The organism is Cognatiyoonia koreensis (assembly GCF_900109295.1).
Lineage (GTDB): Bacteria > Pseudomonadota > Alphaproteobacteria > Rhodobacterales > Rhodobacteraceae > Cognatiyoonia > Cognatiyoonia koreensis.
Genome location: NZ_FOIZ01000001.1, coordinates 1,084,386 through 1,108,249, shown reverse-complemented (window position 1 = coordinate 1,108,249; position 23,864 = coordinate 1,084,386). Strand labels below are relative to the sequence as shown.

General features: G+C 53.1%; 30 protein-coding genes. 23 read left to right on the top strand and 7 right to left on the bottom strand.

Annotation, left to right across the window (positions count from 1 at the left end; all coding sequences use genetic code 11):
* Window positions 1–3: 3 nt before the first annotated feature.
* On the top strand, window positions 4–948 hold the full coding sequence (locus tag BMY44_RS05540) for a DUF2059 domain-containing protein (protein ID WP_242650491.1): 945 nt from the start codon (window positions 4–6) through the stop codon (window positions 946–948).
* Window positions 949–951: 3 nt separating this feature from the next.
* On the opposite strand, the gene BMY44_RS05535 is transcribed toward BMY44_RS05540, so the two are convergent.
* Entirely contained in the window at window positions 952–1,317 is a 366-nt protein-coding gene (locus BMY44_RS05535; RefSeq protein ID WP_242650490.1) for a hypothetical protein, read from the bottom strand.
* 164 nt (window positions 1,318–1,481) lie between these two features.
* On the opposite strand from BMY44_RS05535, the gene BMY44_RS05530 reads away from it, so the two are divergent.
* From BMY44_RS05530 to BMY44_RS05495, 8 genes are all read left to right on the top strand, one after another.
* On the top strand, window positions 1,482–2,207 hold the full coding sequence (locus BMY44_RS05530) for a 50S ribosomal protein L21 (protein ID WP_089994589.1): 726 nt from the start codon (window positions 1,482–1,484) through the stop codon (window positions 2,205–2,207).
* Between the two features lie 12 nt (window positions 2,208–2,219).
* Window positions 2,220–2,489 (top strand): 50S ribosomal protein L27, encoded by a 270-nt coding sequence (rpmA, locus tag BMY44_RS05525; protein ID WP_089991273.1) that lies wholly within the window; start codon window positions 2,220–2,222, stop codon window positions 2,487–2,489.
* 181 nt (window positions 2,490–2,670) lie between these two features.
* Complete coding sequence (locus BMY44_RS05520) at window positions 2,671–3,213, top strand: GNAT family N-acetyltransferase (RefSeq protein WP_089991271.1); 543 nt, start codon at window positions 2,671–2,673, stop codon at window positions 3,211–3,213.
* A gap of 51 nt (window positions 3,214–3,264) precedes the next feature.
* A complete protein-coding gene (locus BMY44_RS05515) occupies window positions 3,265–3,768 on the top strand; it encodes a GNAT family N-acetyltransferase (RefSeq protein WP_165611788.1) in 504 nt (167 codons plus the stop codon).
* Window positions 3,765–4,265 carry a GNAT family N-acetyltransferase gene (locus BMY44_RS05510; protein ID WP_165611787.1) on the top strand — a complete coding sequence of 167 codons (501 nt, stop codon included), beginning with the start codon at window positions 3,765–3,767 and terminating at the stop codon, window positions 4,263–4,265. The genes BMY44_RS05515 and BMY44_RS05510 overlap by 4 nt, the downstream gene beginning before the upstream one ends.
* A 37-nt stretch (window positions 4,266–4,302) precedes the next feature.
* The gene (gene obgE, locus BMY44_RS05505) at window positions 4,303–5,346 is read left to right on the top strand and encodes a GTPase ObgE (RefSeq protein WP_089991263.1); all 1,044 of its coding nucleotides are present in this window, start codon (window positions 4,303–4,305) and stop codon (window positions 5,344–5,346) included.
* Entirely contained in the window at window positions 5,334–6,452 is a 1,119-nt protein-coding gene (proB, locus tag BMY44_RS05500; protein WP_089991260.1) for a glutamate 5-kinase, read from the top strand. The genes obgE and proB overlap by 13 nt, the downstream gene beginning before the upstream one ends.
* Window positions 6,449–7,705 (top strand): glutamate-5-semialdehyde dehydrogenase, encoded by a 1,257-nt coding sequence (locus BMY44_RS05495; protein ID WP_089991258.1) that lies wholly within the window; start codon window positions 6,449–6,451, stop codon window positions 7,703–7,705. Before proB ends, BMY44_RS05495 begins: the two co-directional genes overlap by 4 nt.
* Here BMY44_RS05495 and BMY44_RS05490 read toward each other — a convergent pair.
* Complete coding sequence (locus BMY44_RS05490) at window positions 7,702–8,292, bottom strand: histidine phosphotransferase family protein (protein WP_089991255.1); 591 nt, start codon at window positions 8,290–8,292, stop codon at window positions 7,702–7,704. The genes BMY44_RS05495 and BMY44_RS05490 overlap by 4 nt on opposite strands.
* 11 nt (window positions 8,293–8,303) lie before the next feature.
* Here BMY44_RS05490 and BMY44_RS05485 point away from each other — a divergent pair, with 11 nt between their 5' ends.
* From BMY44_RS05485 to olsA, 3 genes are all read left to right on the top strand, one after another.
* Window positions 8,304–8,492 carry a DUF3553 domain-containing protein gene (locus BMY44_RS05485; protein ID WP_089991252.1) on the top strand — a complete coding sequence of 63 codons (189 nt, stop codon included), beginning with the start codon at window positions 8,304–8,306 and terminating at the stop codon, window positions 8,490–8,492.
* Between the two features lie 148 nt (window positions 8,493–8,640).
* Window positions 8,641–9,381 (top strand): GNAT family N-acetyltransferase, encoded by a 741-nt coding sequence (locus tag BMY44_RS05480; RefSeq protein WP_089991251.1) that lies wholly within the window; start codon window positions 8,641–8,643, stop codon window positions 9,379–9,381.
* The gene (gene olsA / locus BMY44_RS05475) at window positions 9,378–10,202 is read left to right on the top strand and encodes a lyso-ornithine lipid O-acyltransferase (protein ID WP_089991248.1); all 825 of its coding nucleotides are present in this window, start codon (window positions 9,378–9,380) and stop codon (window positions 10,200–10,202) included. Before BMY44_RS05480 ends, olsA begins: the two co-directional genes overlap by 4 nt.
* Here olsA and BMY44_RS05470 read toward each other — a convergent pair.
* On the bottom strand, window positions 10,186–10,809 hold the full coding sequence (locus BMY44_RS05470; RefSeq protein ID WP_089991245.1) for a thiamine phosphate synthase: 624 nt from the start codon (window positions 10,807–10,809) through the stop codon (window positions 10,186–10,188). The two genes, olsA and BMY44_RS05470, sit on opposite strands and share 17 nt — an antisense overlap.
* An 86-nt stretch (window positions 10,810–10,895) precedes the next feature.
* Here BMY44_RS05470 and BMY44_RS05465 point away from each other — a divergent pair, with 86 nt between their 5' ends.
* The 4 genes from BMY44_RS05465 to BMY44_RS05450 all read left to right on the top strand — a co-directional run bounded on the left by BMY44_RS05465 (window position 10,896) and on the right by BMY44_RS05450 (window position 15,389).
* On the top strand, window positions 10,896–11,639 hold the full coding sequence (locus BMY44_RS05465) for an RNA methyltransferase (RefSeq protein ID WP_089991242.1): 744 nt from the start codon (window positions 10,896–10,898) through the stop codon (window positions 11,637–11,639).
* Window positions 11,640–11,684: 45 nt separating this feature from the next.
* Window positions 11,685–12,695 carry a sterol desaturase family protein gene (locus BMY44_RS05460; RefSeq protein WP_089991239.1) on the top strand — a complete coding sequence of 337 codons (1,011 nt, stop codon included), beginning with the start codon at window positions 11,685–11,687 and terminating at the stop codon, window positions 12,693–12,695.
* Window positions 12,696–12,777: 82 nt separating this feature from the next.
* Window positions 12,778–13,923: a heme A synthase gene (gene ctaA / locus BMY44_RS05455; RefSeq protein ID WP_089994587.1), complete on the top strand. Its 1,146-nt coding sequence runs from the start codon at window positions 12,778–12,780 to the stop codon at window positions 13,921–13,923.
* Window positions 13,920–15,389, top strand: coding sequence for a carboxypeptidase M32 (locus BMY44_RS05450; protein ID WP_089991236.1), 1,470 nt, complete (start codon window positions 13,920–13,922; stop codon window positions 15,387–15,389). Before ctaA ends, BMY44_RS05450 begins: the two co-directional genes overlap by 4 nt.
* Here the strand turns inward: BMY44_RS05450 and BMY44_RS05445 are convergent.
* Window positions 15,386–16,177, bottom strand: a complete 792-nt coding sequence (locus tag BMY44_RS05445) for an enoyl-CoA hydratase (RefSeq protein ID WP_278246572.1) — start codon at window positions 16,175–16,177, stop codon at window positions 15,386–15,388. The two genes, BMY44_RS05450 and BMY44_RS05445, sit on opposite strands and share 4 nt — an antisense overlap.
* Before the next feature lie 17 nt (window positions 16,178–16,194).
* On the opposite strand from BMY44_RS05445, the gene BMY44_RS05440 reads away from it, so the two are divergent.
* The 7 genes from BMY44_RS05440 to BMY44_RS05410 all read left to right on the top strand — a co-directional run bounded on the left by BMY44_RS05440 (window position 16,195) and on the right by BMY44_RS05410 (window position 21,811).
* On the top strand, window positions 16,195–16,620 hold the full coding sequence (locus BMY44_RS05440) for a PaaI family thioesterase (protein WP_089991230.1): 426 nt from the start codon (window positions 16,195–16,197) through the stop codon (window positions 16,618–16,620).
* Window positions 16,621–17,148: 528 nt separating this feature from the next.
* Window positions 17,149–17,646: a 50S ribosomal protein L13 gene (gene rplM, locus BMY44_RS05435; RefSeq protein ID WP_089991227.1), complete on the top strand. Its 498-nt coding sequence runs from the start codon at window positions 17,149–17,151 to the stop codon at window positions 17,644–17,646.
* Window positions 17,646–18,146, top strand: a complete 501-nt coding sequence (gene rpsI / locus BMY44_RS05430) for a 30S ribosomal protein S9 (protein ID WP_089991222.1) — start codon at window positions 17,646–17,648, stop codon at window positions 18,144–18,146. The genes rplM and rpsI overlap by 1 nt, the downstream gene beginning before the upstream one ends.
* A 202-nt stretch (window positions 18,147–18,348) precedes the next feature.
* Window positions 18,349–19,056: an SGNH/GDSL hydrolase family protein gene (locus tag BMY44_RS05425; RefSeq protein ID WP_089991219.1), complete on the top strand. Its 708-nt coding sequence runs from the start codon at window positions 18,349–18,351 to the stop codon at window positions 19,054–19,056.
* A gap of 30 nt (window positions 19,057–19,086) precedes the next feature.
* The gene (locus BMY44_RS05420) at window positions 19,087–19,959 is read left to right on the top strand and encodes an ABC transporter permease (RefSeq protein WP_089991217.1); all 873 of its coding nucleotides are present in this window, start codon (window positions 19,087–19,089) and stop codon (window positions 19,957–19,959) included.
* A complete protein-coding gene (locus BMY44_RS05415) occupies window positions 19,956–20,759 on the top strand; it encodes an ABC transporter permease (RefSeq protein WP_089991214.1) in 804 nt (267 codons plus the stop codon). The genes BMY44_RS05420 and BMY44_RS05415 overlap by 4 nt, the downstream gene beginning before the upstream one ends.
* Complete coding sequence (locus tag BMY44_RS05410) at window positions 20,756–21,811, top strand: ABC transporter ATP-binding protein (RefSeq protein WP_089991211.1); 1,056 nt, start codon at window positions 20,756–20,758, stop codon at window positions 21,809–21,811. The genes BMY44_RS05415 and BMY44_RS05410 overlap by 4 nt, the downstream gene beginning before the upstream one ends.
* Here BMY44_RS05410 and BMY44_RS05405 read toward each other — a convergent pair.
* From BMY44_RS05405 to ppk2, 3 genes are read right to left on the bottom strand one after another with little or no spacing between them, the layout of a single operon-like run.
* A complete protein-coding gene (locus BMY44_RS05405; RefSeq protein ID WP_089991208.1) occupies window positions 21,808–22,323 on the bottom strand; it encodes an acyloxyacyl hydrolase in 516 nt (171 codons plus the stop codon). The two genes, BMY44_RS05410 and BMY44_RS05405, sit on opposite strands and share 4 nt — an antisense overlap.
* A 39-nt stretch (window positions 22,324–22,362) precedes the next feature.
* On the bottom strand, window positions 22,363–22,980 hold the full coding sequence (locus BMY44_RS05400) for a TetR/AcrR family transcriptional regulator (RefSeq protein ID WP_089991205.1): 618 nt from the start codon (window positions 22,978–22,980) through the stop codon (window positions 22,363–22,365).
* Window positions 22,973–23,836: a polyphosphate kinase 2 gene (gene ppk2, locus BMY44_RS05395; protein ID WP_089991202.1), complete on the bottom strand. Its 864-nt coding sequence runs from the start codon at window positions 23,834–23,836 to the stop codon at window positions 22,973–22,975. The genes BMY44_RS05400 and ppk2 overlap by 8 nt, the downstream gene beginning before the upstream one ends.
* Window positions 23,837–23,864: the final 28 nt, after the last annotated feature.

Here is a 23,864-nt window from a genome sequence, read left to right as displayed (position 1 = left end):
ACCATGCAAGCAGATTTGCCGCATATCCGGAGTTTCACTACCACCTGCTTGGAATTGAGGACTGCATCGCCTATCTCTGAAATGCTCAACGTATCTGAAAGGCTTCTGATGTTCTCTCGCTTGTCTTATGGAATTGCACTTTTTACGGCAGTCGCCGTCGGGGGAACTCTGTCCGCGCAGGACAGCGAAGCAGACAAGATAGGGAAGCTCTATGATGTACTCGCACTGGCGGATCTGCTTTCGATCATGCGGGAAGAAGGTTTGGCGTATGGTGAGGACATCGGAACTGATCTTTTCATGGGTGATCCGGGGCCGGACTGGGATAAAGCTGTCAGTACGATCTACAATCTTGACCGCATGGAAGCGGAAGTCAAAATCGCCTTCGCGACCGATCTGGCAGACGATGATATTGACTCCATGATTGCATTCTTCGACTCAGATCTCGGCCGTACGATTATCAACCTTGAAGTTTCTGCACGGGAAGCCTTGCTGGACGAAACGGTTGAAGAAGCGAGCAAGGAGGCTGCGGCGCTTGCGCTGGCAGATGAAGACCCGCGGATGGAATTGATCAAAACCTACGCCGACGTGAACAACATTGTTGAGGCAAATGTTGTCGGAGCAATGAACGCAAATTTCGCCTTCTATATCGGGCTGATGGATGGTGGAGCGTTTCCGCAAGCGCTTTCGGAAGAAGAAATTCTTGCCGATGTTTGGTCGCAGGAGCCTGACATCCGCACTAACACGACAGAGTGGGTCTATTCGTTTCTCTACTTGGCATACCAGCCGCTCGCGGACGAAGACATTCAAGCCTACATCGATTTTTCCGAAACAGAAGCGGGCAGGGACATTAATAACGCTTTGTTTTCTGCATTTGACGGGATGTTCGAGGACATCTCCAAGAATCTTGGTCGGGCTTCATCGAGATTCATGACGCGGCAGGAACTCTAAGGTTCAAGTGCCGTAAACCATAAGTGCGGTCACAAGCGCGCCCGGATTCCCGCTGTATAGTCCGAGATCGCCCTGCAGTTGCGTGATACGTGCCGGGCGGTCTCTGACTGGTACTTGTGCTGCATCCATGGCCATTCGCAGTGACGGACCATCACCGGACCTAATTTCGTTCAGGATCTCGGGGTAGTTCGTCTTTACGGCCAATTCCACACGGCCACGTCGCTGGGTATACTCTTGATTCTCTACCGCGGTGCCGAAGCCCGAAATTGGCAGCAGAAGCGGGTTGCCTATGTGATTGGCATCAGTTGAACATCCTGCCAGCAGGACGAAAATGGAGAGACTGCGTAACGTCATATTCTTCTCGTTCATAAGGGGTTGACTTGAAGGGCACTTCGCCAGATAAGCCGCCATCCGCACAAGGCACTTGTGTGGCGCTATGCAAAATGACGCCGATTGGCGCGCAGTTGGCAGGCGGGGTGACCCGAGAACACGCAAGTGGCCTGATTGACGCGGAAATTAAAAGGAACGACCCAATGTTTGCGGTTCTCAAAACCGGCGGCAAGCAATACAAAGTCACCTCTGGTGACGTGCTGCGTGTCGAAAAGCTTAATGCCCAAGCGGGCGACAAAATCCAATTTAATGAAATTCTGATGGTTGGCGACACCGTCGGTACACCACTCGTCGAGGGTGCTGGCGTCCAAGCCGAAGTGATCGATCAGATCAAAGGCCCGAAGACGATCAACTTCGTTAAGCGTCGCCGGAAGCACTCTTCCGCGCGCAAGAAAGGTCACCGCCAACAGCTGACGCTCGTCCGTATTGGTGACATCCTTGAAAAGGGTGCCGACAAGTCCGGAATCGCAGCTGCTGTTTCTGGCCGCGGCCTTGCCATCGCTGCCGGAGCCGTAGCTGTTGTTGCAGCTGCTGGTGCGGTTGCAGTCGCGGCCTCCACGCCGAAGAAAAAGGCTGAGACTAAGAAGGCAGAAGCGAAAGCTGAGGCGGCTCCGAAGGCAGAAAAGAAAGCACCTGCCAAGAAAGCAGCGGCAAAGAAGGAAGCTACAGCAGGCGGCGATGATCTCAAGGAGCTGTCAGGGGTTGGCCCGGCACTCGAGAAGAAACTTCACGCTGCTGGCGTCACCACATTTGCGCAGATCGCTGCGTGGACACCGGAAGACGTCGCTGCTATGGACGAGAAACTGTCATTCAAAGGCCGCATCGACCGCGAAGGTTGGATCGATCAGGCCAAGAAACTGGCAAAGTAAGGACAAAGACCAATGGCACATAAAAAAGCAGGCGGTTCATCCCGTAACGGTCGCGACTCTGCTGGTCGCCGCCTTGGCGTCAAGAAATTCGGTGGCGAAGCCGTCATCCCGGGCAACATCATCATGCGCCAGCGTGGCACAAAGATGTGGCCAGGCTCTGGCGTTGGTATGGGCAAGGACCATACAATTTTCGCAACGGCCGAAGGCCAGGTGAAATTCCACAAGGGTCTCAAAGGCCGCACCTTCATTTCGGTTCTCCCAGTGGCGGAGGCCGCTGAGTAAGCCGAAATTCCAAAGGCGATACATTTGGGGGATCGGTTGCAAGACCGATCCCTTTTCGTTTGCGGAGTTCAATTTTCGTTCGCTGACTTGGCAATGGTCTATTTCATACCTCAGGCCTGTCATAACTTGGCCACACGCGGGGCAGTGAGTGAACTTCTGGTTTTTCGGAGGAGGGGAAACCATGATGCATGAAATGATTACAGATCAGATCACGGTTACATCAGACCGGTTTGTCTTGCGACCGCCGCAAGCCTCTGATGCTGGCTTGTTGAACATGTACGCCGGTGATCGCAATCTCGCTCGCGGGACACGATCAATCCCGCATCCTTTGCCGCCTGGCACTATGGAAAACTTGATTGTCAGAGCGTTGGGTCCCAACCGAACCGAAGACATCTGGATCATGGACGGCTCTGCCACCGGCCATGCGGAAGTCTTGGGAACCATAAGCTTGACCCATATGGATCGCGCCCAATCCGAAGTCTTCTACTGGGTTGCTCCGGCATTCTGGAACGTTGGCTTTGCCACCGAAGCAGTTAAATCCCTGCTGTCTGCCAATCCGCATCACGCCGAACGCTATTTTGCTGAGGCATTTCAGGATAATCCGGGCTCTGCTCGCGTTTTGACAAACTGCGGTTTTGATTACCTCGGAGATGCAGAGGCGTTTTCCGTCGCGCGCAATGCCGTTGTCCCGACGTGGACCTATACGTTGAAAGTGCCGAGCTAGGTCATTGACCGCCCGGCCATGCCGGGCCGTGTCCCGGTAGGGAGACACGAAATGACACCAACTTTGAAGACCGAGCGCCTAACGTTGCGTCCGCCTCTACCGACAGATGCCACGCCGATTACCGCAGCCTTGCAGAATCCCAATGTTCACTTCTGGCTCACCGCTGTGACACAGCCATACGACTTCCAGGATGCCGAAAATTTTCTGATATCTTGCACCCATGCGAGTGCAAATTTGCATTGGGTTCTTGATGAAGGTGGGGGTTTAATCGGTTTAATTTCAATCGGATCAGAACTTGGCTATTGGCTTCGGACAGAGGACCACGGACGTGGTTTGATGACCGAAGCTGCGACTGCGGTGGTGACAGATTACTTCACTTATGCTGACGATCCACTCGTGTCTGGTTATCATTTGGGCAATGATGCGTCATGCAATGTTCTGAAAAAGCTTGGTTTTGTGAATACACACATTGATGCCCCGATTAAATCAGCGACTGGTCAACCTGTGCCAACGCAGCGCATGGTGCTCACAAAATCCTTATGGAACGCACGATGATCGAACTTGGCTATCGGAACCTTGAACATCAGGACTTTCACGCCCTTCATCCGATCGTGAGTGACTGGCATATTGTGCGGCAACTCGGATCATGGCCATTCCCGTCCGATCCGGAATTTACGCGGTCTCGTTGTCTGGCCTATGGCGGTGTGGGCTTTGTCTGGGGGGTCTTCACTGACATCGGACTGATTGGTACAATCGGCATAACAGAAGGTGAGCTTGGTTATATGCTCGACAAGCGGTTCTGGGACCAAGGCATCGGGACGCGGATCGTCAGCCATGCCTTGACAGAAGCTTTCAAGAAGTATGATTGGGATCAGATTCATGCCTCGGCCTGGTTCGACAATCCGGCTTCGACCCGAGTATTGACGAAACACGGTTTTATCGAATCCCATCGCGAAATTGTTCATTCCAAAGCCCGCGACAGGCCTACACCTGTGATCCAACACGTTCTGACCCGCGAAGCTTACAACGCCTTGAGGGACAGCTCAGAATAGCTTATCGCACGCACGACCCCGTCAGAAAGACACCGCCATGAAGTTCCTCGATCTTGCAAAGGTCTACATCCGCTCTGGGAGCGGTGGTGGCGGGTGCGTGTCATTCCGTCGTGAGAAATTTATCGAGTACGGTGGTCCCGATGGTGGTGATGGCGGCAACGGTGGCTCTGTCATCGCAGAATGCGTCGACAGCCTGAATACATTGATCGATTTTCGCTATCAGCAGCATTTCTTTGCCAAGAATGGCCAGCATGGGATGGGTAGCCAACGCACAGGAGCAAGCGGCGACGACATCATTCTGCGCGTGCCTGTAGGAACCGAAATCATTGACGAAGACGGCGAAACAGTTCTTGCAGATATGACAGAGGTTGAGCAGCGTTTTGTGATCGCGAAAGGCGGGAATGGCGGCTGGGGCAACTTGCGTTTCAAGTCGGCCACAAATCAGGCACCCCGTCGTGCTAATCCTGGACAGGAAGGGATCGAACGCACGATCTGGTTACAGCTGAAGCTGATCGCAGACGTCGGGCTGCTGGGCATGCCGAATGCTGGCAAATCTACGTTCTTGGCAGCCACGTCGAATGCGCGACCCAAGGTCGCCGATTATCCGTTTACGACACTTGTTCCGAACCTTGGTGTCGTCGGCATTGATGAGGTGGAATTCGTCGTGGCGGATATTCCGGGCCTGATTGAAGGTGCGTCTGAAGGCAAGGGACTTGGTTTCGAATTTCTCGCGCACGTCGAACGCTGTGCGGTTCTGCTGCATCTTGTCGATGGAACGTCTGGTGATCCGATGCGAGACTATAAAGCAATCGTGCAAGAAGTTGAAAGTTATGGTAATATTTCTGACAAGCCACGCATTACAGTGCTTAACAAGATCGATGCGCTTGATGCGGAGGAACGCGTCTTTCTGCACGACGAAATGCAGGATGTCTGTGATGGTCCTGTGCTTTTGATGTCCGGAGCAACTGGTGAGGGAACGGCGGAGGTACTACGCGCATTACGCTCAGAGATTGACGACAACCGGCTTCGCCACAAAAAAGCCGAAGAGGACAAAGAAGAAGTCCAGCCATGGAAACCCTGACAGCTGCGAAAAGACTTGTCGTAAAGATCGGTTCTGCTCTTCTTGTGGACCGCGAAAAGGGTCTGCGACACGAATGGTTGAAATCTCTGGCAGAAGATGTGGCCCGTATTCGTCAACGCGGCACTGAAGTTATCCTTGTTTCATCGGGTTCAATTGCACTTGGGCGGGGTGTTTTGGGTCTGCCATCCAGCGAGTTGCCTCTTGAACAATCACAGGCTGCCGCTGCTGTCGGACAAATCCGTCTTGCAAGAGCTTACGAAGAGGCGCTGGAACCTTTTCGCATCAAGACCGGCCAAGTTTTGGTCACTCTCGAAGATTCAAAAGATCGGCGCCGCTACCTGAACTCACGCGCAACTCTTGAGACGCTTCTTTCTCTTGGGGTCATACCAATCGTAAATGAGAACGATACAATTGCGACAGATGAAATCCGGTATGGCGACAATGATCGGCTTGCCGCCCAAGTCGCTGTGACAATTGGCGCCGATCAGTTGATACTGCTTTCTGATGTCGATGGGCTCTACACTGCAAATCCGGCACAAGACGCTAAAGCCGAACATATTCCGCTGGTCGACGATATCACTGCCGACGTCATGAATATGGCAGGTGACGCCGGATCTGGCCTGTCAAAGGGCGGCATGAAGACAAAGATCATGGCAGCCCGCGTTGCGACAGAAGCCGGCTGCGCGATGGCAATCACATTAGGATCACCGCTCAATCCATTGCAAGAGCTAGAAAACGGCGCGAAAGCGACTTGGTTCACGGCACAAATTTCACCGCAAGCCGCGCGCAAGCGTTGGATTGCAACAATGAAACCTTGCGGGAAAATCTCGATTGATGCTGGTGCTATCAGAGCGCTTCACGACGGTAAGAGCCTTTTGCCAGCTGGCGTTACCGCAACCTCTGGTGCATTCGAGCGAGGCGATCCAGTTGCCGTTCTGGCACCTGATGGTCACACGCTGGCACAAGGTCTTTCACGATACACGGCGGATGAAGCAGCCCGCATTCAAGGACTGCGTAGCACTGACATCGAAGCCGTGCTTGGATATAAAGGCCGGGCCGCACTTATTCACCGAGATGACCTTGTTTTGCAGGAGCGGACACGATGAACGAACTCAATCCAAACTTCATGCAGGAAATGGGCGCTGCCGCGAAAGGTGCAGCGCGTGATCTGGCGTCGGCAACTGCACAGCAGAAAACAAGAGCACTTGACGCTGCCGCTGATGCCATCTGGGCGCAGCGCACCAAGATCATAGCGGCCAACAAGACCGATCTCGATTACGGGCGAAAAAAGAACCTCACCGGTGCCATGATGGATCGTTTGATGCTTGACGCAGTGCGCATAAAGGGAATTTGCGATAGCCTGCGGTTAGTGGCAGCTCAGCAAGACCCAATTGGGTCTGTTATGGAGGAGTGGAACCAGCCAAGTGGCTTGCATATCCAGCGGGTACGTACACCAATTGGGGTTATCGGAGTTATCTATGAATCCCGCCCGAACGTTACCGCCGATGCTGCTGCTTTATGTCTGAAATCAGGCAATGCCGTCATCTTGCGCGGTGGATCTGAATCTTTCCATTCATCGACGGCAATCCACGCCTGCCTGTTGGAAGGTCTGCGCGCAGCAGGGCTGCCAGATGCCGCTATTCAGCTCGTTCCAACCCGTGATCGCGCGGCTGTCACGGCAATGCTGCAAGCCACCGATTTTATCGATGTTATCGTGCCCCGCGGTGGAAAGGGTCTTGTCGGTCTTGTTCAAAAGGAAGCCCGCGTCCCTGTTTTCGCGCACCTTGAGGGCATCTGCCATATTTATGTAGATGCGACTGCAGATCTTGAAAAAACGCGCAGTGTCGTAGTGAACGCTAAAACGCGCCGCACCGGTATTTGCGGGTCTGCAGAATGCTTGCTGATCAATAAGGCATTTTGGAACACTGACGGGGAAGTACTTGTCAAAGATCTGCTGGACGCTGGAGTGGAGGTGCGTGCGGAAGGGGCCGCACAGGTTCCCGGCACAGTGCCGGCAAAAAACGATGACTTCGGGAAAGAATTCCTCGACATGATCATAGCAGTCAAGATTGTCGACGGACTTCAGGCCGCGATAGAGCATATTCGTACGTATGGATCGAACCATACGGATGCAATCATGACCGAAGACGACGACGTTGCCGCAAAGTTCTTCAAGAACGTTGATAGCGCAATTCTAATGCGAAACGCATCGACGCAGTTCGCCGATGGTGGAGAGTTCGGTATGGGGGCGGAAATCGGTATTGCCACCGGAAAATTACATGCTCGTGGACCGGTTGGAGCGGTTCAATTGACAAGTTTCAAGTACCTGGTCACCGGTGACGGAACAGTTCGATCCTAGAAGCGTGCGACAATCTGCGTTGCACTAATGTCGGTTCTCAATTTGCGATGGCTGCCCGCCATAACTGTCGGCAACATCGCGAATTGGACATGTGAGGCGCTATAGTCAATGGACGAACCCATGTGTGTGAGCCCGTTCCAAGGTTCTTCATCAATTTTCAAGCGATCAGACACCGCCGTCATGACCCAGTCCTCACCGTCACGTTGTACGGTAACTTCCCCTCCCGTCGGCATTGCTGTTTCAAAACATAGCAACAACAAGAATGCGATACGCACTTCGTCCCGACGATGTTCGCCTTCAGCCTGCCAATAATAAGTGAGGCGCCCGCCGCGCGCATTTGCAGTCAAGATCGACAAGACATCCTTGCGACTGATGATTTGATCACCGTATGCGGCACCAAATGCGATGCGAAAGAACCGAATACGGGCGTTGGCGTTCTGAACACTTTCAGAGATGAGAGAGAGTTCAGAACCGGAACTGGCTCCCGTCAATTCTAGCAATTCAACACCATTGCCGATGGCACCAATTGGGCTAATTAGATCATGGCAGATTCGTGATCCAACGAGTGTTGCCAATCTATCTTGCATTGAGGGCCCCGATGTTAGAAATGAATGCGATCCTTGAGCCGGGTATGCTTGTGCGCAATCCTGAAGAACCCGACTGGGGGATTGGACAGGTCCAATCTAATATCAACGCAAAAATCACAGTGAATTTTCGCGAAGTTGGCAAGATGGTGATTGATGGGACTCGTGTCATGCTTGTGTTGGTCCAATCTGATACGCGATAGCCAGCAAGTCTAGATGCAACCTGTGGTAGTGCAAGGCTAGGCCATACGAAACATGTTTTACAAGTGCAAATCCGAGATGGTTGCGAAAAGTCCAGCGCGTCCCTAAGAACGTCTGACGCACGTTTTTCTTTGGTGACTGACAAACCTGATGGCATCATCCATCCCACAGTTTCAGACCCATTTTGCACGCAATGACGCGGACATCCTTGCCGCTCAGCGGCTCCGGTACGACGTTTTTGTCAAGGAACTTGGTGCTGTGGACAAAACCTTTGATGGGGCAGACCGCGTAGAAAAGGATGCGTTCGACAAGTACGCAGATCATTTGCTTCTTCGTGACCTTAGCCGCCCGCAGTCTGATCAAATTGTCGGTGTCTACAGGCTGATGAATGCCAAGCAGGCAGAACTCGCCGGGGAGTTTTCTACCGAACGGGAATACGATATCGCGGCACTTAAAATGTCGGGGAAATGTCTTCTGGAACTTGGTCGGTCCTGTCTGCACCGCGACTATCGGGGCGGATCGGCTATGTTTCATATCTGGCAATCGCTGGCAGATCATATTGAAGTCACAGGGACAGAGATTCTGTTCGGGGTCGCATCCTTCCATGGCATCGACCCAATGGGACATGCAGCTTCGCTGAACATGCTCTTTGCCGATCACAATAGCGCATTCGCCGTGCCGTCGCGTCAGCATCTCACGCTGCCTGTTGTGAACGCAGACAAGAAAGAAGCGCTTCGTCAAACCCCGGCATTGATCAAAGCCTATCTGCGTCTTGGCGGAACAGTCGGGCAGGGGGCATATGTTGATCGTGAATTCAACACGACAGACGTATGTATGATCCTCGACGTAGCAAATATGAACGACCGACATAGAGCAATCTACGCCAGATGAATTCACCGACTTGGCAATCCAAGGATATTCCGCCAGGCACGCCGATTTCGACTTCTGGTTGGCTGCGGGTGGCGATAAAAGGTTTCTTGCTTATTGCGCTCATCGCAATCTGCCTCATTTTGCTCTTGTTGCTACGATTGATCGAGGCCCCGCTTTGCGGAGAACGCCGCCCCGTAACGCCGTTCATTACACAATTCGTTTGCAGGACAGCATTTCGCATTATCGGCATCAGGTACCGCATTATAGGTAAGCCAATGCCGGGGCCAGGCGCAGTTGTTGCTAACCACTCAAGCTGGCTTGATATCTTTGCCTTAAACGCAGGCCAGCGCATCACTTTTGTGGCAAAGGAAGAAGTCGCCGGATGGGCTGGCATCGGATGGCTCGCAAAAGCGACTGGAACCGTTTTTGTAAAACGCGACAGGCGCGAATCTCTGAACCAGATTGAGGCGTTCAAAGAACGTCTTGCCGTAGATCAGCGTCTCTTGTTCTTTCCGGAAGGTACGTCAACAGACGGGCTACAGGTCTTGCCATTCAAGCCAACGCTATTTGCAGCGTTCTTCGCGCCAGAGTTTACTCATCTTTCGTTGCAGGCAGTCACAGTTCGCTACGAACCGGCCCCAAGTCAGGACCGCAGATTCTACGGGTGGTGGGGCAACATGGACCTTGCGCCACACCTACTCGCCACACTGGCCGCTTCACCCCAAGGTGGAGTCACGGTTATATACCATCCACCGGTCCAGATTGATGACTTCGAAAGCCGAAAAACCCTGGCAAGATCGCTGGAGGATCAAACGAGATCAGGCCTCACGCCATTGCCTTGATACAATCTTGCAGCGCAAGAACAGGGTTATCTGTTTTCCAGATCTCATCGCCGATCCCAAAGAAATCAGTGTGCGCTGCCAACTGGCGAAGGATATCGTGATCGAGGGCGCCTTCCGCGACAACCGGTACCTCAATCATCTGGGACCACCATTCAAACAGCTCAAATTCTACTCTATTTCCGTCATCCAACGTGGACTGACCAACCGGACCAAATGCCACGTAGTCGGCAGACAGCTCGCCCGCAGTCATTCCATCGTGGCGTGATTGGCGGCAGTACGCCCCGACAATCGCATCTTCGCCCAAATCCTTGCGCACCTTCATCACGGACTTGGCACCGTCCGTCAAATGAACGCCATCAAGGCCAAGTCGTTCTACCATTTGCACATGGGTTTCGATCACCAGCGCAACGTCACGTGCGTGGGTTATTTCACGCAACGCATCAGCCGACTTTGCGATCCGGTCCTCATCTCTGGTCCCAAGCGCAAGACGCACGCAAGCGACCGCCACCGAATCCAGACATGCGGCAAGCGTTTGCGGAAATGTGGATAATTCGATTTCGGATGGAGTGATTAGATAAACCTGCGGCAGGTCTTGATTGTCGGACATCGGTCAACCCTTTTGGTCGTGTTACCATTGCTTTACCGCGCTTTTCACGGCTTGGCTATGGTGCAAAACCTGTGCATAAGCGCGCCATGCCAACTCCAAACCCGCAACCGACTTTTGTCCTCGTCAGGCCGCAAATGGGCGAGAATATCGGTGCGTCAGCACGCGCGATGTGGAATTTCGGGCTGGATCGTATGCGGATCATCGATCCACGCGACGGTTGGCCCAATCAGAAAGCAGTCGCCATGGCGTCGGGGGCAGGGCGGCTCTTGGACGAAGCGCAGCTGTTCGCGACAACGGCGGATGCTATCAGCGATTGCACCTTCGTCTATGCAACGACAGCGCGGCCTCGTGATCTAACCAAGCCCGTGTTTTCACCTGAAGAGGCAATGTCGGATTGCGCAGCGCGTATTGCATCAGGCGAAAAGACTGCGGTGCTCTTTGGACCTGAACGGGCCGGTATGGAAAACGACGATATTTCACGGGCTAACGCAATTATTTCCGTCCCTGTGAATCCTGATTTCCCGTCACTGAACCTCGCACAATGCGTGCTGCTGACAGCCTATGAATTTCGCCGTCAGGGCGAGATTGCAACCCCGACCACCGCCGCTGCGTCGCACGACATGGCCGCGCAGGTCGAGATTGAAAAACTGGCCGCACACTACGAAGACCGTCTGCACGAAGCCGGGTTCTTTTTTCCGGATCATAAGGCCGCAAACATGAAGCTGAACTTGCGTAATCTTTGGTCGCGCATGCCACTGACACGTGCCGACGTACAGATGTTGCACGGGGTCATGCGCCAGATGGTGCGTTGGAGAAACCGCGCGGACTGAGATTTTCTTCCAAAGAAGGCCCTAAATCTGCCCCAAAGCGTTGTTATGCGCGAACAAACAACGCTGGGCAGGCGAATGGAACTTGCGCAATACATCTGGTCTAATCTTCAGACATACTTCGGTGTGAAATTTCTGTTGTCGCCAGTCTATCTGGCCGCGACAGTTATCATCGTCTATGTCGTATGGTCGCTACGGGGCCGCACAAAACCGTTCCTTACATACATGTTGCCAAAGGATGTCTGGACGCATCCGTCAACGAACGTTGATATCAAGGTCGCTCTTTTCAACGGTGCGATCACGGCAACCGGTGCGCTTTCAGCTTTGCTAATCACGCCATACGTCACTTTTGCGATCACAACGCAGCTTGCGCAATTAACAATGAGCGGCGGATCAGAGATTACAGGACTCGTCAGGAGCATTCTTGCAGGGACAATTTTATTTCTTGTTCAGGACTTCTGCAGATACTGGAACCATTACCTGCACCATGAGCAGCGCTTTCTTTGGCCATTTCATGCCGTCCATCACAGTGCTGAGGTGATGACACCAATCACGTTTCTGCGGGCTCACCCGATGTATTCCGTCCTACAGATACTAGTTATTTCCGCACTTGTCGGGATCGCGCAAGGCCTGATCCTATTCGGCGTCGTTGGCACGATCGACATTTCGGTGATCTACGGAAGCACGCTCACATTCAATGCTTACGTTTTCTTCGGCGGGCACCTGCGCCACAGCCATATCTGGATCAGCTACGGGCGCCTGTTGGAGCATATCCTGATTTCCCCGGCGCAACACCAGATCCATCACTCGTCAAATCCGAAGCATCATGATTGCAATTACGGAGAGATATTCGCGATCTGGGACTGGATGTTCGGCACACTTTACGTCCCCGATGGATATGAAGACTTGAACTATGGTCTTGCCGATCGTGATGGAAATATCATTCCGCAAAAGCACCCCACCCTTAAGGACGCAATGATCGGGCCGTTTATCGAAGTATGGGAAGAAATCCTCAAAGGCACGTCAAAAGATCCGGAAAATAAGTTTCCAGCGGAATAGACAGACACATCGTCACACGTTCCCGCCCTTGAAGCCTAAGATGCTCCGCCATAGGTTCCGCGACAAAGATCTGGAGCGCAACATGGCAGATAAGACCCGCAACATCTTCGAAGAGGTTGGAACGACCCAAAAACAGGTGGCGGCCCCTGGCGGAATCGACAAAGGGAATAGCGGTGCGCGCAAGCAGATCCGTACCTGGTTGGTGATCCTCTTTGCGCTGGTCGCCGTCATGATCGCGGTGGGTGGGCTGACACGCCTCACGGACAGCGGGCTTTCGATCACGGAATGGAAACCTATCAACGGAGCCATACCGCCGACGTCCCTTGAAGCTTGGGAAGAAGAATTCAACAAGTATCGCGAAATCCCCGAATATATTGAGCAGAACAAAGGTATGACCCTTGCGGAATTCAAGGTTATCTACTGGTGGGAATGGGGACATCGTCAGCTTGGGCGCGTCATCGGTCTCGTCTGGGCACTCGGCTTCGCCTATTTCTATGTCACGCGGAAAATTCCGAACGGTTGGACGTCCCGATTACTTCTGCTTGGTGGATTGGGCGGTTTGCAGGGCGCAGTAGGGTGGTGGATGGTTTCGTCTGGGTTAAAGCCTGGCATGTTGGACGTCGCGTCCTACCGCCTTGCAATACATCTAGGCCTGGCATTCGTGATATTCGGTTTTCTGACATGGAATATCCTGCAGTTGTCCCGACGGGAATCAGACCTCCTTAAGGCGCGAAGGGCCGGAAACCCGATCCTCTTCACACTCGCGACCGTGCTGCTTGCCTTTACGTTCTTCCAAATCCTTCTGGGCGCTTTGGTGGCTGGCATTGACGCTGGAAGGGCATATCCGGATTGGCCCTTGATGGCAGGCGGCTTCTTTCCACCGCAACCGTTCGATCTGCAACCTGTCTGGCGCAACTTCTTCGAGGATGCGGGGTTGGTGCAATTCATGCATCGCATTGCCGGCTACATCCTATTTCTGTTCGGTGTTTACGCAGTTATCCGGATGCGCGGCAGCGCCAATTCATCAATCCGTTTCGCTGCACATGCAGTTATTGCCATGATGTTTCTACAAATGGTCATCGGAATCTTTACGGTCATGTACTCTGCACCTGTTCACATCGCTATCGTGCATCAATTCGGAGCGGTCATACTCTGGGTTCTTGTGCTGCGCGCGCGGTTTCTAACCCGCTATCCGCACCCGCAAAGCATCCGCGGGAATGGTATATGACAGCCTACAAAGCCCTGATGGCATTTACCCGAGACACGCATGCCCTTGCCCAGATCGCAGGACGGCTTGGGTGGGATCAGGAAACCATGATGCCGCTTGGTGCTACCCCTCAACGTGCAGAAGAACACGGGGCGTTGGCGTCCGTCTTGCATGCACGTCGTACGGATCCGCGGATTGGTGATTGGCTCGAAGCGGCAAAGGCGGACGATGAGGTCGCTGTCGCAAATATCCGCGAAGTCCGCCGATCATATGCCCGAGCATCGAAAGTACCGGCAAATCTAGCAACAGAAATCGCGAAAACGACGTCCTTGGCACATCGCGTTTGGGCCGAGGCGCGAGTGAATGAAGATGTTGCTGCGTTCCTACCCATGTTGGAAAAAGTTGTGGCATTGCGGCGCGAAGAAGCGTTGGCAATCGCTGATGGCTCGGACCCGTACGATGCGCTGCTTGCCGACTATGAGCCCGGTGCATCAGGCGAAACGATTGGGCAAATGTTCGCAGCGCTTCGGTTGCGCTTGGTCCCTTTGCGAAATGCAATTCTCGAAATGCCGGTTCCTGAAAAGCTCACTGTAGTTTTTGATGAAAGCGGGCAGCTTGCATTGTCGGAAAAGCTTGCACTGGCTTTCGGGTATGACAAAACCTACGGCAGGATCGACAAGGCCGTTCACCCATTTTCATCAGGGTCGGGGCTGGATGTCCGCATAACCACCCGAACGAACCCGCACGACCCGTTTAACTGCTTTTATTCGACAATCCACGAGGTCGGCCATGCTGCCTACGAACAAGGGATTGACCGGCAGTATTTACTGACACCGCTGGGCAGTGGTGTATCCATGGGTGTCCATGAGAGCCAGAGCCGTATCTACGAAAACCAGATCGGCCGCAGTCGCTCCTTTACGGGATGGCTATTTGGCCAGATGCGCGACCAGTTTGGTGATTTTGGCATCGCCAACGAGGACGCGTTCTATGCCTGCGTGAACCGTGTCGCTAATGGGTTCATCCGGACAGAAGCAGACGAAGTGCAGTACAATTTACACGTCTTACTTCGATTTGACATTGAGCGTGCGTTAATAAGCGGTGATCTGCAGGTGTCGGATTTGGAAGCGGCTTGGAATGACCGGTTTGCCGCTGATTTTGGCTATTCCATCGACAAGCCTTCAAATGGTATTCTGCAGGACGTGCATTGGTCCGAAGGTTTGTTCGGATACTTTCCAACGTATTCATTGGGCAATGTCTATGCCGGATGTCTCCACGAGTCGTTGCGCAAAGCAGTGCCCGATTTGGACACTGATCTTGCCAAGGGTGACACATCAAAGGCGACAGGTTGGTTGCGCGAGCATCTTCAGCAATTTGGCGGGCTTCGCACTCCACGTGACACGATCAGTCACGCGACTGGCGCGGAACCGTCTGAAGAGCCATTGTTAAACTATCTTGAAAAGAAATTCAGCGATCTCTACGAACTCTAGTCCCATTTTGGTGCGCGTTTCTCTAGAAAGGCGGCGATCCCTTCCTGTGTATCGGGAATAGCCATATTGCGGACCATAGCATCGCCGGCAAACTCATAGGCACTCGCGACATCCATGTCTGCCTGTCGATAGAACGTTTCCTTTCCAAGTTTGACAGCCGCCGTCCGTTTTGCGGCGATCATTGCAGCAAGCTCGCGGGTTTTCTGTTGTAGCATGTCTGGCGGCACCGCTTTATTTACCAGCCCCATTGTGACAGCCTCTTCTGCGCTTATGAAACGACCTGTTGTCAGCATTTCAAATGCTGCTTTGCGACCGATATTGCGCGTCAACGCGACCATCGGCGTCGAACAAAATAATCCAATATTAACGCCATTCACGCCAAAACGTGTATCTTCAGCCGCAACGGCCAGATCGCAGGTTGCAACAAGCTGGCAGCCAGCTGCGGTCGCGATTCCATGAACCTGAGCAATGATGGGTTGGGGCAGGGCATGAATCGCAAGCATTAGCGCCGCGCACCGATCGAACAAGTCTTTCAGGGCTTCGGCATCTTTCGCACGCATCTCCCCTAGATCATGTCCTGCGCAAAATGCCTTCCCGGCACCGGACACGATTACGACTTTCACAGTGGGATCATCTGCAATTTTATCAAGTAGGGCATGAAACCTAGCGATCATCGCATCGGAAAGCGCATTAAGCTTTTCGGGCATGTTGAGAGTCAGATGGGCAATGCCTTCTGCATCAGCCCGCTTCAGGATTGTCATTCTTCGCCTCCTCTGGTGTGATGCCAGACTAGGGTGGTGGATGTATGAAACTCAAGATGGACGTTCTCGCGCTGCAGGACTTTCTGCGCACGGACTTTCCGCAGGTCAGCTCAGATTTTGTGATCGATGGATTGACTGCCGATCTGTTGAGAGTGCGGCTGAAGACGCGAGACAATCATTTGCGTCCCGGTGGGACGGTTTCTGGCCCGTCGATGTTCGCGCTCGCAGACGTCGGTGTTTATCTGGCGATCCTTGCACGCCTTGGTCCTGTCGCGCTTGCCGTGACGACGAGCTGTAGCATTGATTTCATGCGCAAACCGAGAGCTGGGCAGGATCTGATTGGCGAAACGCGATTGCTCAAGTTAGGTCGCGTTCTGGCAGTCGGAGACGTGCTCATGTTTTCGGAAGGTGAAAATCAACCAGTGGCAAGGGCTAGCTTAACCTATTCGATTCCTCCTGAACGCGGGTAGGACAGTCATATTAGCTAAGAAGACTGGGCCGAAACGCGTCCGGCCCAGTCAGGAAGATGCAGGTGTCTATGCCTGTCAAAAAGGCTGCGCTGCTTCTTCAAGCGTGTAGAGACACTACAAGGTCGCGCGTTCACATGCTCTTGCTACCTACTGTCTCTTCGGCTTGAGCTTCCCGTGGAATGACGTGCGGCGGCATTCTGTGCATCTGCGGAGACCTCAGGAGTTTAATTAAGCCAGCCGAGTACTTTTCGCCGCGGGAAGGTCGCATCGTCCATGCCGTTCGAATTGCAATTAATGGGCTGATCCAACATGAGGACTTCAAGGGCGCGATGCTGGGTCTGCGGAAATTGTAAGATCAGCCCCGAGAAGACACTGCTATTTGATGAGGTATTTTAATACCTAAAACACAAGTCTATGTTTTCACGTAAGAATATAGCAAATTAAGTCGTTGACCGTGCTTGTAGGGCGATTATAAGCCAGCTATCGAAATGACAGGGCGCACGCGCCTCCAACCGACTAGGTGAATTTATGAAAACCTTCTCCGCGACTCCGGCGGATATCGACAAGAAGTGGTACGTTATCGACGCTGAAGGCGTTGTTCTAGGCCGTCTTGCATCGATCATCGCCATGCGCTTGCGCGGCAAGCATAAGCCGTCGTTCACACCATCCATGGACATGGGCGACAATATCATCGTGATCAACGCTGAAAAGATTCAGATGACCGGTAACAAGCGCGATGAACGCTATTACTGGCATACCGGCCATCCCGGCGGCATCAAGTCCAAGACCAAGGGCGAAATCCTCGAGGGCGCACACCCCGAGCGTGTTGTCATGAAGGCCGTTCAGCGCATGCTTCCAGGCGGAAAGTTGTCCCGCCAACAAATGACGCATCTCCGCGTATTTGCCGGTGCCGAACATGGCATGGACGCTCAAAAACCCGAAGTTTTGGATGTTGCATCAATGAACGCAAAGAACACGCGCACACAGCACAAAGCCGAAACGACTGGCACACCGGGGACTGCATAATGGCTGATCAAGTGAATTCTCTCGAAGAACTGGGCCAAGTTGCAGAGGGCGTCGCACCCGTTGCTGACGCGCCTGTACAGGTCGAAATCAACCGCGAGCCAGTTCGTGACGAACTGGGCCGTTCCTACGCAACCGGTAAACGGAAGGATGCGGTTGCCCGCGTCTGGATCAAACCTGGTTCTGGTAAGGTCACTGTGAATGGAAAGGACATGCCAATTTATTTCGCACGTCCTGTTTTGCAGATGATCCTTCGCCAACCTTTTCAGGTTGCCGGTGTCGTTGATCAGTTCGACGTTGTCGCAACTGTTAAAGGCGGCGGTCTGTCTGGCCAGGCTGGTGCGGTCAAGCACGGCGTCTCAAAAGCCCTACAGCTTTACGACCCGTCTCTGCGCGGTGCCTTGAAAGCCGCGGGTTTCCTGACCCGCGACAGCCGCGTTGTCGAGCGTAAGAAGTACGGCAAAGCCAAGGCGCGTAAGAGCTTCCAGTTCTCCAAGCGCTAACAGCAATCGATCGCAAACAAATAGGGCGCGCCCACCGGGTGCGCCCCTTTTTATTTCAACATGCACTTTTCTTTGTGGCCTAAAAAGGACGGCTTTTTCCTACCGAATTACGCAATAACGACAATACTTGGATGAAATTTCAGATTGCCGTCACGTCACGCTGGCAGAAATATTTGCCGAATTCTGACCTTGCGCTAAAATCATGTTCATGGATTTTGGTCGCATCATATTGTTTCCCGTGATCCTCACACAGGGACTTTGGGTCGCCGCGCGCGCGCAATGTATGCCTGAACCAGAGGGTCCGCGTACTGGAACGTTGGGACACGGGCCGGAATTACGCGTCCTTATCGTTGGTGATAGTTCGGCGGTCGGGGTCGGGGTCCGTCATCAGGATGAGGCTCTTGCTGGCCAGACTGTGCGACGACTGGCCCAGGATTTCACGGTACATTGGCGGGTTATCGCAAAAACGGGCGCAACTGCCGGCGACACAGTTAAGCGACTGCAATCCACAACTGCGACACCCTACGATGTTGCGATCACTGCCCTTGGTGTGAATGACGCAAAAAACGGAGTTTCCGCCAGTGCATGGCAAAAGAACTACACTGAGGTTCTCCGATTGCTCTCCACACGATTTGAAGTCAAGCACATCACGGCATGTGGCTTGCCACCTGTGCATGACTTTCCCTTGCTGCCACATCCATTAAAAGGGATACTTTCGCGACGCACACAGCTATTCGACCGGCTTCTGCAAAATATCGTTCATCATCATCTGCATGCGCAATTTCTGCCTTTGCCGAAATCCCTTGATCCAGCTCACATGGCAGAAGACGGATTTCATGCTGGGCCACTCATATATGATGAATGGGGAAATCATACGGCGGCGTCGATTAACCAGCACTTTGCCCATTGATCTTTTTTGCAGTTCGCCACACGATTGGCCATGGCATCGCAGTCGCTTAGCTCTGATCAGAAACGCAGCATCCGGCTGATATCATTACCTTTTGCCTACGCGTTTCTCCTGCTTGCTGTGCCGATGTCGGTTGTGGTTCTGTTCAGTTTCTGGACTCAGGACTTCATGACCGTCGATACCACCTTCACATTGAACAACTATCGCGAAATCTGGGAAACACCGATCTACGGAGCATTGCTAAAGCGTTCAGTGATGGTGTCCGGAATCGTAACGGTTGTGACTGTGCTCTCTGCCTTTCCGATCGCCTATTTTGTTTCGTTCCATGTTCGCCCAGAACGTAAATCGCTCTGGCTCTTTTTGATTACGATCCCGTTCTGGACAAGCTATCTGATCCGAGTGTTTTTGTGGAAAGTTATCCTAGGCTTCAATGGCGTCATAAATTCGGGATTGATTTCGTTGAATATCATCGACGAGCCCCTCACTTTCATTCTCTACAACGTCAACGCGGTGATTATCACACTCGCCCATGCGTTCGCACCTTTCGCAATCTTACCGATTTTCGTGGCGCTCGAAAAGATCGACAGGTCGTTGTTAGAAGCTTCAAAGGATCTCGGCGAAAACGGTGTCATGACTTTCTTTCGAGTGACATTGCCACTGGCGATGCCTGGTGTCGTGGCTGCTGTACTGATCGTTTTCATCCCCACCATTGGTGACTACGTCACACCAGAACTGATGGGTGGTGCGGGAGGCAAATTGATCGCAAATATGATCCAAACGCAGTTCCTGGCGCTGAACAATGCCCCGCTGGGGGCAGCGCTTGCACTTATTGCTATGCTAAGCGTTGCTTCGATTAGTCTTGCTTTTGTTTTTCTGAACCGCAGGTACCTGAGAGGCCGCTCATGAAGGGGCTTCGAATCTACGCGATCCTCTACCTGATTTTCCTTTACGCACCGATCCTGCTGTTGCCCATCTTTGCATTCAACGACGGTAAGATCATTGCCTTCCCACTGCAGGGCTTCACAACAAGCTGGTTCGGCGAACTTACAAGTAACAAGGCACTTCATGTAGCAGTCGGAAATTCCTTGTTCATCGCTTTCGTCACGGCGTTGTTGGCAACCATTCTTGGGTTATGCGCCGCGCGGGCAGGGGCGATGGCCAACTTTCCTATGAAGAGAGGTATCACCGGCTTCATCATGTTGCCCTTGGTTTTACCCGAAATCATTGTTGCTGTTTCACTTCTTGTCGTGTTGCGACAAGTGCTCGATTTATCGCTGTCAAACTGGACGATCATCCTCGCGCATATTCTGATTTGCACGCCTTTTAGTATCGCCATTCTGAACGGGGCGTTTCAAAATCTAGATCCTTCAATGGAAGAAGCCGCACTCGATCTGGGAGAGACGCGCTGGACAGCGTTCACGCGTGTGACGCTGCCTTTAGTGATGCCCGGTATCATCTCATCCATGCTTATTTCGTTCACAATCAGCCTCGATGAGTTCATTATCGCCTTCTTTCTGACTGGAACAAGCCCGACAATGCCAGTCTACATCTGGGGGCTTTTGCGGTTCCCCGGCCAACTTCCCGTGGTTATGGCCTTGGGAACCATATTAGTTGCGCTTTCGATCATTCTTCTGTCGCTTGCCGAGATGTTTCGCCGCCGTGGCTTACGGCGTTCTGGCCGCAAGGATTCCGGAGGTTTCCTGTGATTACCCTTCAAAAAGTAAACAAGTTCTATGGCGACTATCACGCCCTCCGCGATATCAATCTGACAATCGAGGCGGGTGAGTTTTTCTCGCTGCTGGGGCCCTCCGGGTGCGGCAAGACCACGCTGCTACGGACGATAGCAGGATTTGAGGGCGTTTCGGACGGAGTCGTTACTATCAGCGGCAAAGATATGGCGGGTGTTCCAGCCAATCTGCGCCCGACGAATATGGTTTTTCAGTCATACGCAATTTTCCCGCATCTGAGTGTAGCTGAGAACGTTGCATTTGGTCTGCGCAAATCCACTATGACCAAGGCCGAAAAAGAGACGGCAGTAGAACAATCACTCGAAATGGTCGGTTTGAAAGGCTACGGAGGGCGCGCGGCCCATGCTTTGTCGGGCGGACAGCGACAGCGTGTTGCGCTTGCGCGTGCCTTGATCCTGAAGCCAAAAGTTCTCCTGCTTGACGAACCATTATCTGCACTTGACAAGAAAATGCGCGAACAGATGCAGGTTGAATTGATCAGACTGCAACGCAGCGTCGGAATTACATTCATTCTGGTCACGCATGACCAAGAAGAAGCGCTGGTGATGTCCGACCGGATCGCCGTCATGTTCGAAGGCGAAATCGGACAGCTCGCGGATCCTGAAACACTTTATCGCCGTCCCAACTCCCGCCGGGTTGCGGAGTTCATTGGCAAAATGAACTTCATCCCCGCCAAGGTAGTCTCGCACGGGATGCCATCAGAAATCGAAATTGCCGGGCTTGGTCGCGTCAGCATAGAAGATGTACCAGGCAAAGAGAGCATCGATGTTGGGATTCGGCCGGAGTCACTGTCGATACTGTTTGAGAGTGACAAAGCACCTCGTCATGAAGTCGACGCAACAGTAGATGAAGTCGTTTACTACGGGGACATGACATACTACGACGTGCGTATTAAAAACGTACCGGAACCCATTACTATCGCAATGAAAAACCTGATCGGTAGACCTGTTCTTGATGTCGGTGATGCGGCGCGTGTCGCGTGGGATGAAAGAGCACTGGTCGCATTCTAGTTTAGCGCAATCGCAAAACGAATCGCGATCGTTTCCAACCCCGGATTAATTGTTTGCGTGTCGGCATTTGACCGGTGATCGTAGCTAACCAGTACTGTCGATCCGTTATCGAACGCATATCCGACCCCTAATGAAGACCGGAATTGCAGTGTGCCACCGAGATTGACTTCGGCATTGTCGAAGTACAGGCCGGGCATAAGCGCTGCTTCGATAAACAATGGCCCATTAAAAACATCTTCTGTCGTCCATTTTGCGCCGGCACCAATCCACATGCCGTTCTCATCTGTGACAGAAGCAGCAATTGTTGGTTGGAAGGGGCCATACTTACCCGCAACGTCATAACCTATCAGAACCTCTGATCCGACGATTTCATCCTGAAACTCAACACCTGCGGCTTGAAACGAAAGCCGAGCGGTTGCGTCTGACGCCCGCAGGCAGTCTGTTGGGCAATCGTTGAGCCCCATGTCACTGAGGCTTGCAATCAAGAAAATACCTGCAAGTGTTCCGTCCATTACAGCGTTCTTTCAGCCGAATGAAATCGACGCAAGAGCCTAAGAATCGGGTGCAATCAGACCGAGGCCCCGAAGATACACCCCGATACCGGTTTCAAGCAGATCTTCCGGAGGGTAGGGGCTTTTCGTCCCAGGACTACCCCGCGCAAACAACTCAACGACACCGTGGGAAAGCGCCCATATATGCGCAGAAAACATCTGCGGCGGCGGCCGCTTTTCTGCTGGAATATGTTCAGATAGGTCGACAGCTGCTTTTTCGAGCACGCCCATTGCACGCGTGGCCACTGCATTCAATTCCGGCGTCCGGTTGATTGAAATTCCGGATTCGAACATCGCAACGTAATGACCGGGATACTTCCGCGCAAAAGCGAGATAAGCACGGCCTGTTGCCTCAAACGCGCCAAGCGCCGATGGCTGCCCCTTATCGTAGGCATAGTCCATCAGATCGGCGAAAATCTCGTAACCCTGTCGCGCGGCTTCGGCGATCAAGTCTTCACGACCTTCAAAATGTCGATAGACTGCGGCCGGAGTCACGCCTGCTTCTCGCGCTGCTTCAGACAGCGTGAAACCGGTTGGCCCCTTCGCTTCAATGAGTTTGAGGCAGGCATCAACAAGCGCCGTACGCAGATTGCCGTGATGATAGCCCTTTTTAGCCATGCCAGATTTCGGGACCTCCCGCGATCTTGTGATCAACGGGGCCAATGTCGCCTTTGCCGTCATATTCAAGATCGGCAAGTACGCTCCGGATCGTGTTCACGCGTGCCCGCCGCTTGTCATCCGAACGCACGATTATCCAAGGTGCATGGTCACTGTGCGTGCGATCAAGAGTTTCGTCGATTGCCTGCGTGTAAGCGTCCCATTTAGAAAGACCCTCGACATCAATCCAAGACAGCTTCCATTGCTTCAGTGGGTCACTTTCGCGATCTAAAAAGCGCTTAAGCTGGGTTGCACGTCCAACATTCAGCCAAACTTTGAAAAGCCTGATTCCATCATCCGCAAGCTGCTTTTCGAAGCCGTTGACTTGTTGAAACCATTGCTCGCGCTGCGCAGGCGTACAAAATCCAAAAACGTGTTCAACGACACCACGATTGTACCAGCTGCGATCGAAGAAAACGATCTCACCTGCAGATGGCATGTGCTTGATATATCGTTGGAAATACCACTGCGTAGACTCTTCCTCTGTCGGCTTTGACAAGGCGACGACGTGGGCATTGCGCGGATTGAGGTTCTGACGGAAACGGCTGATCGTTCCGCCCTTTCCAGCGGCATCGCGCCCTTCGAAGACGACGACGATCCGCTGCCCGTCTTGCTTGGCGGCAGCCTGCAATTTGACGAGTTCGATCTGCAAGTTTCCCAGTGCTGCCTCGTAGGCTTTGCGATCCCAGCGCGAGTCATAGGGATAGGCGTCGTTCAGGATGTCACCCTTACTGGCGTTCTCGATGGCGGCGCGCACGTGCGCCGGCGCCTGCTCTTCGTAGAAGCGAGTGATCCCGCCGTCGAATGGCTTGGTCATTTCTGTCCTCCGTCCCCTATCGGGGACT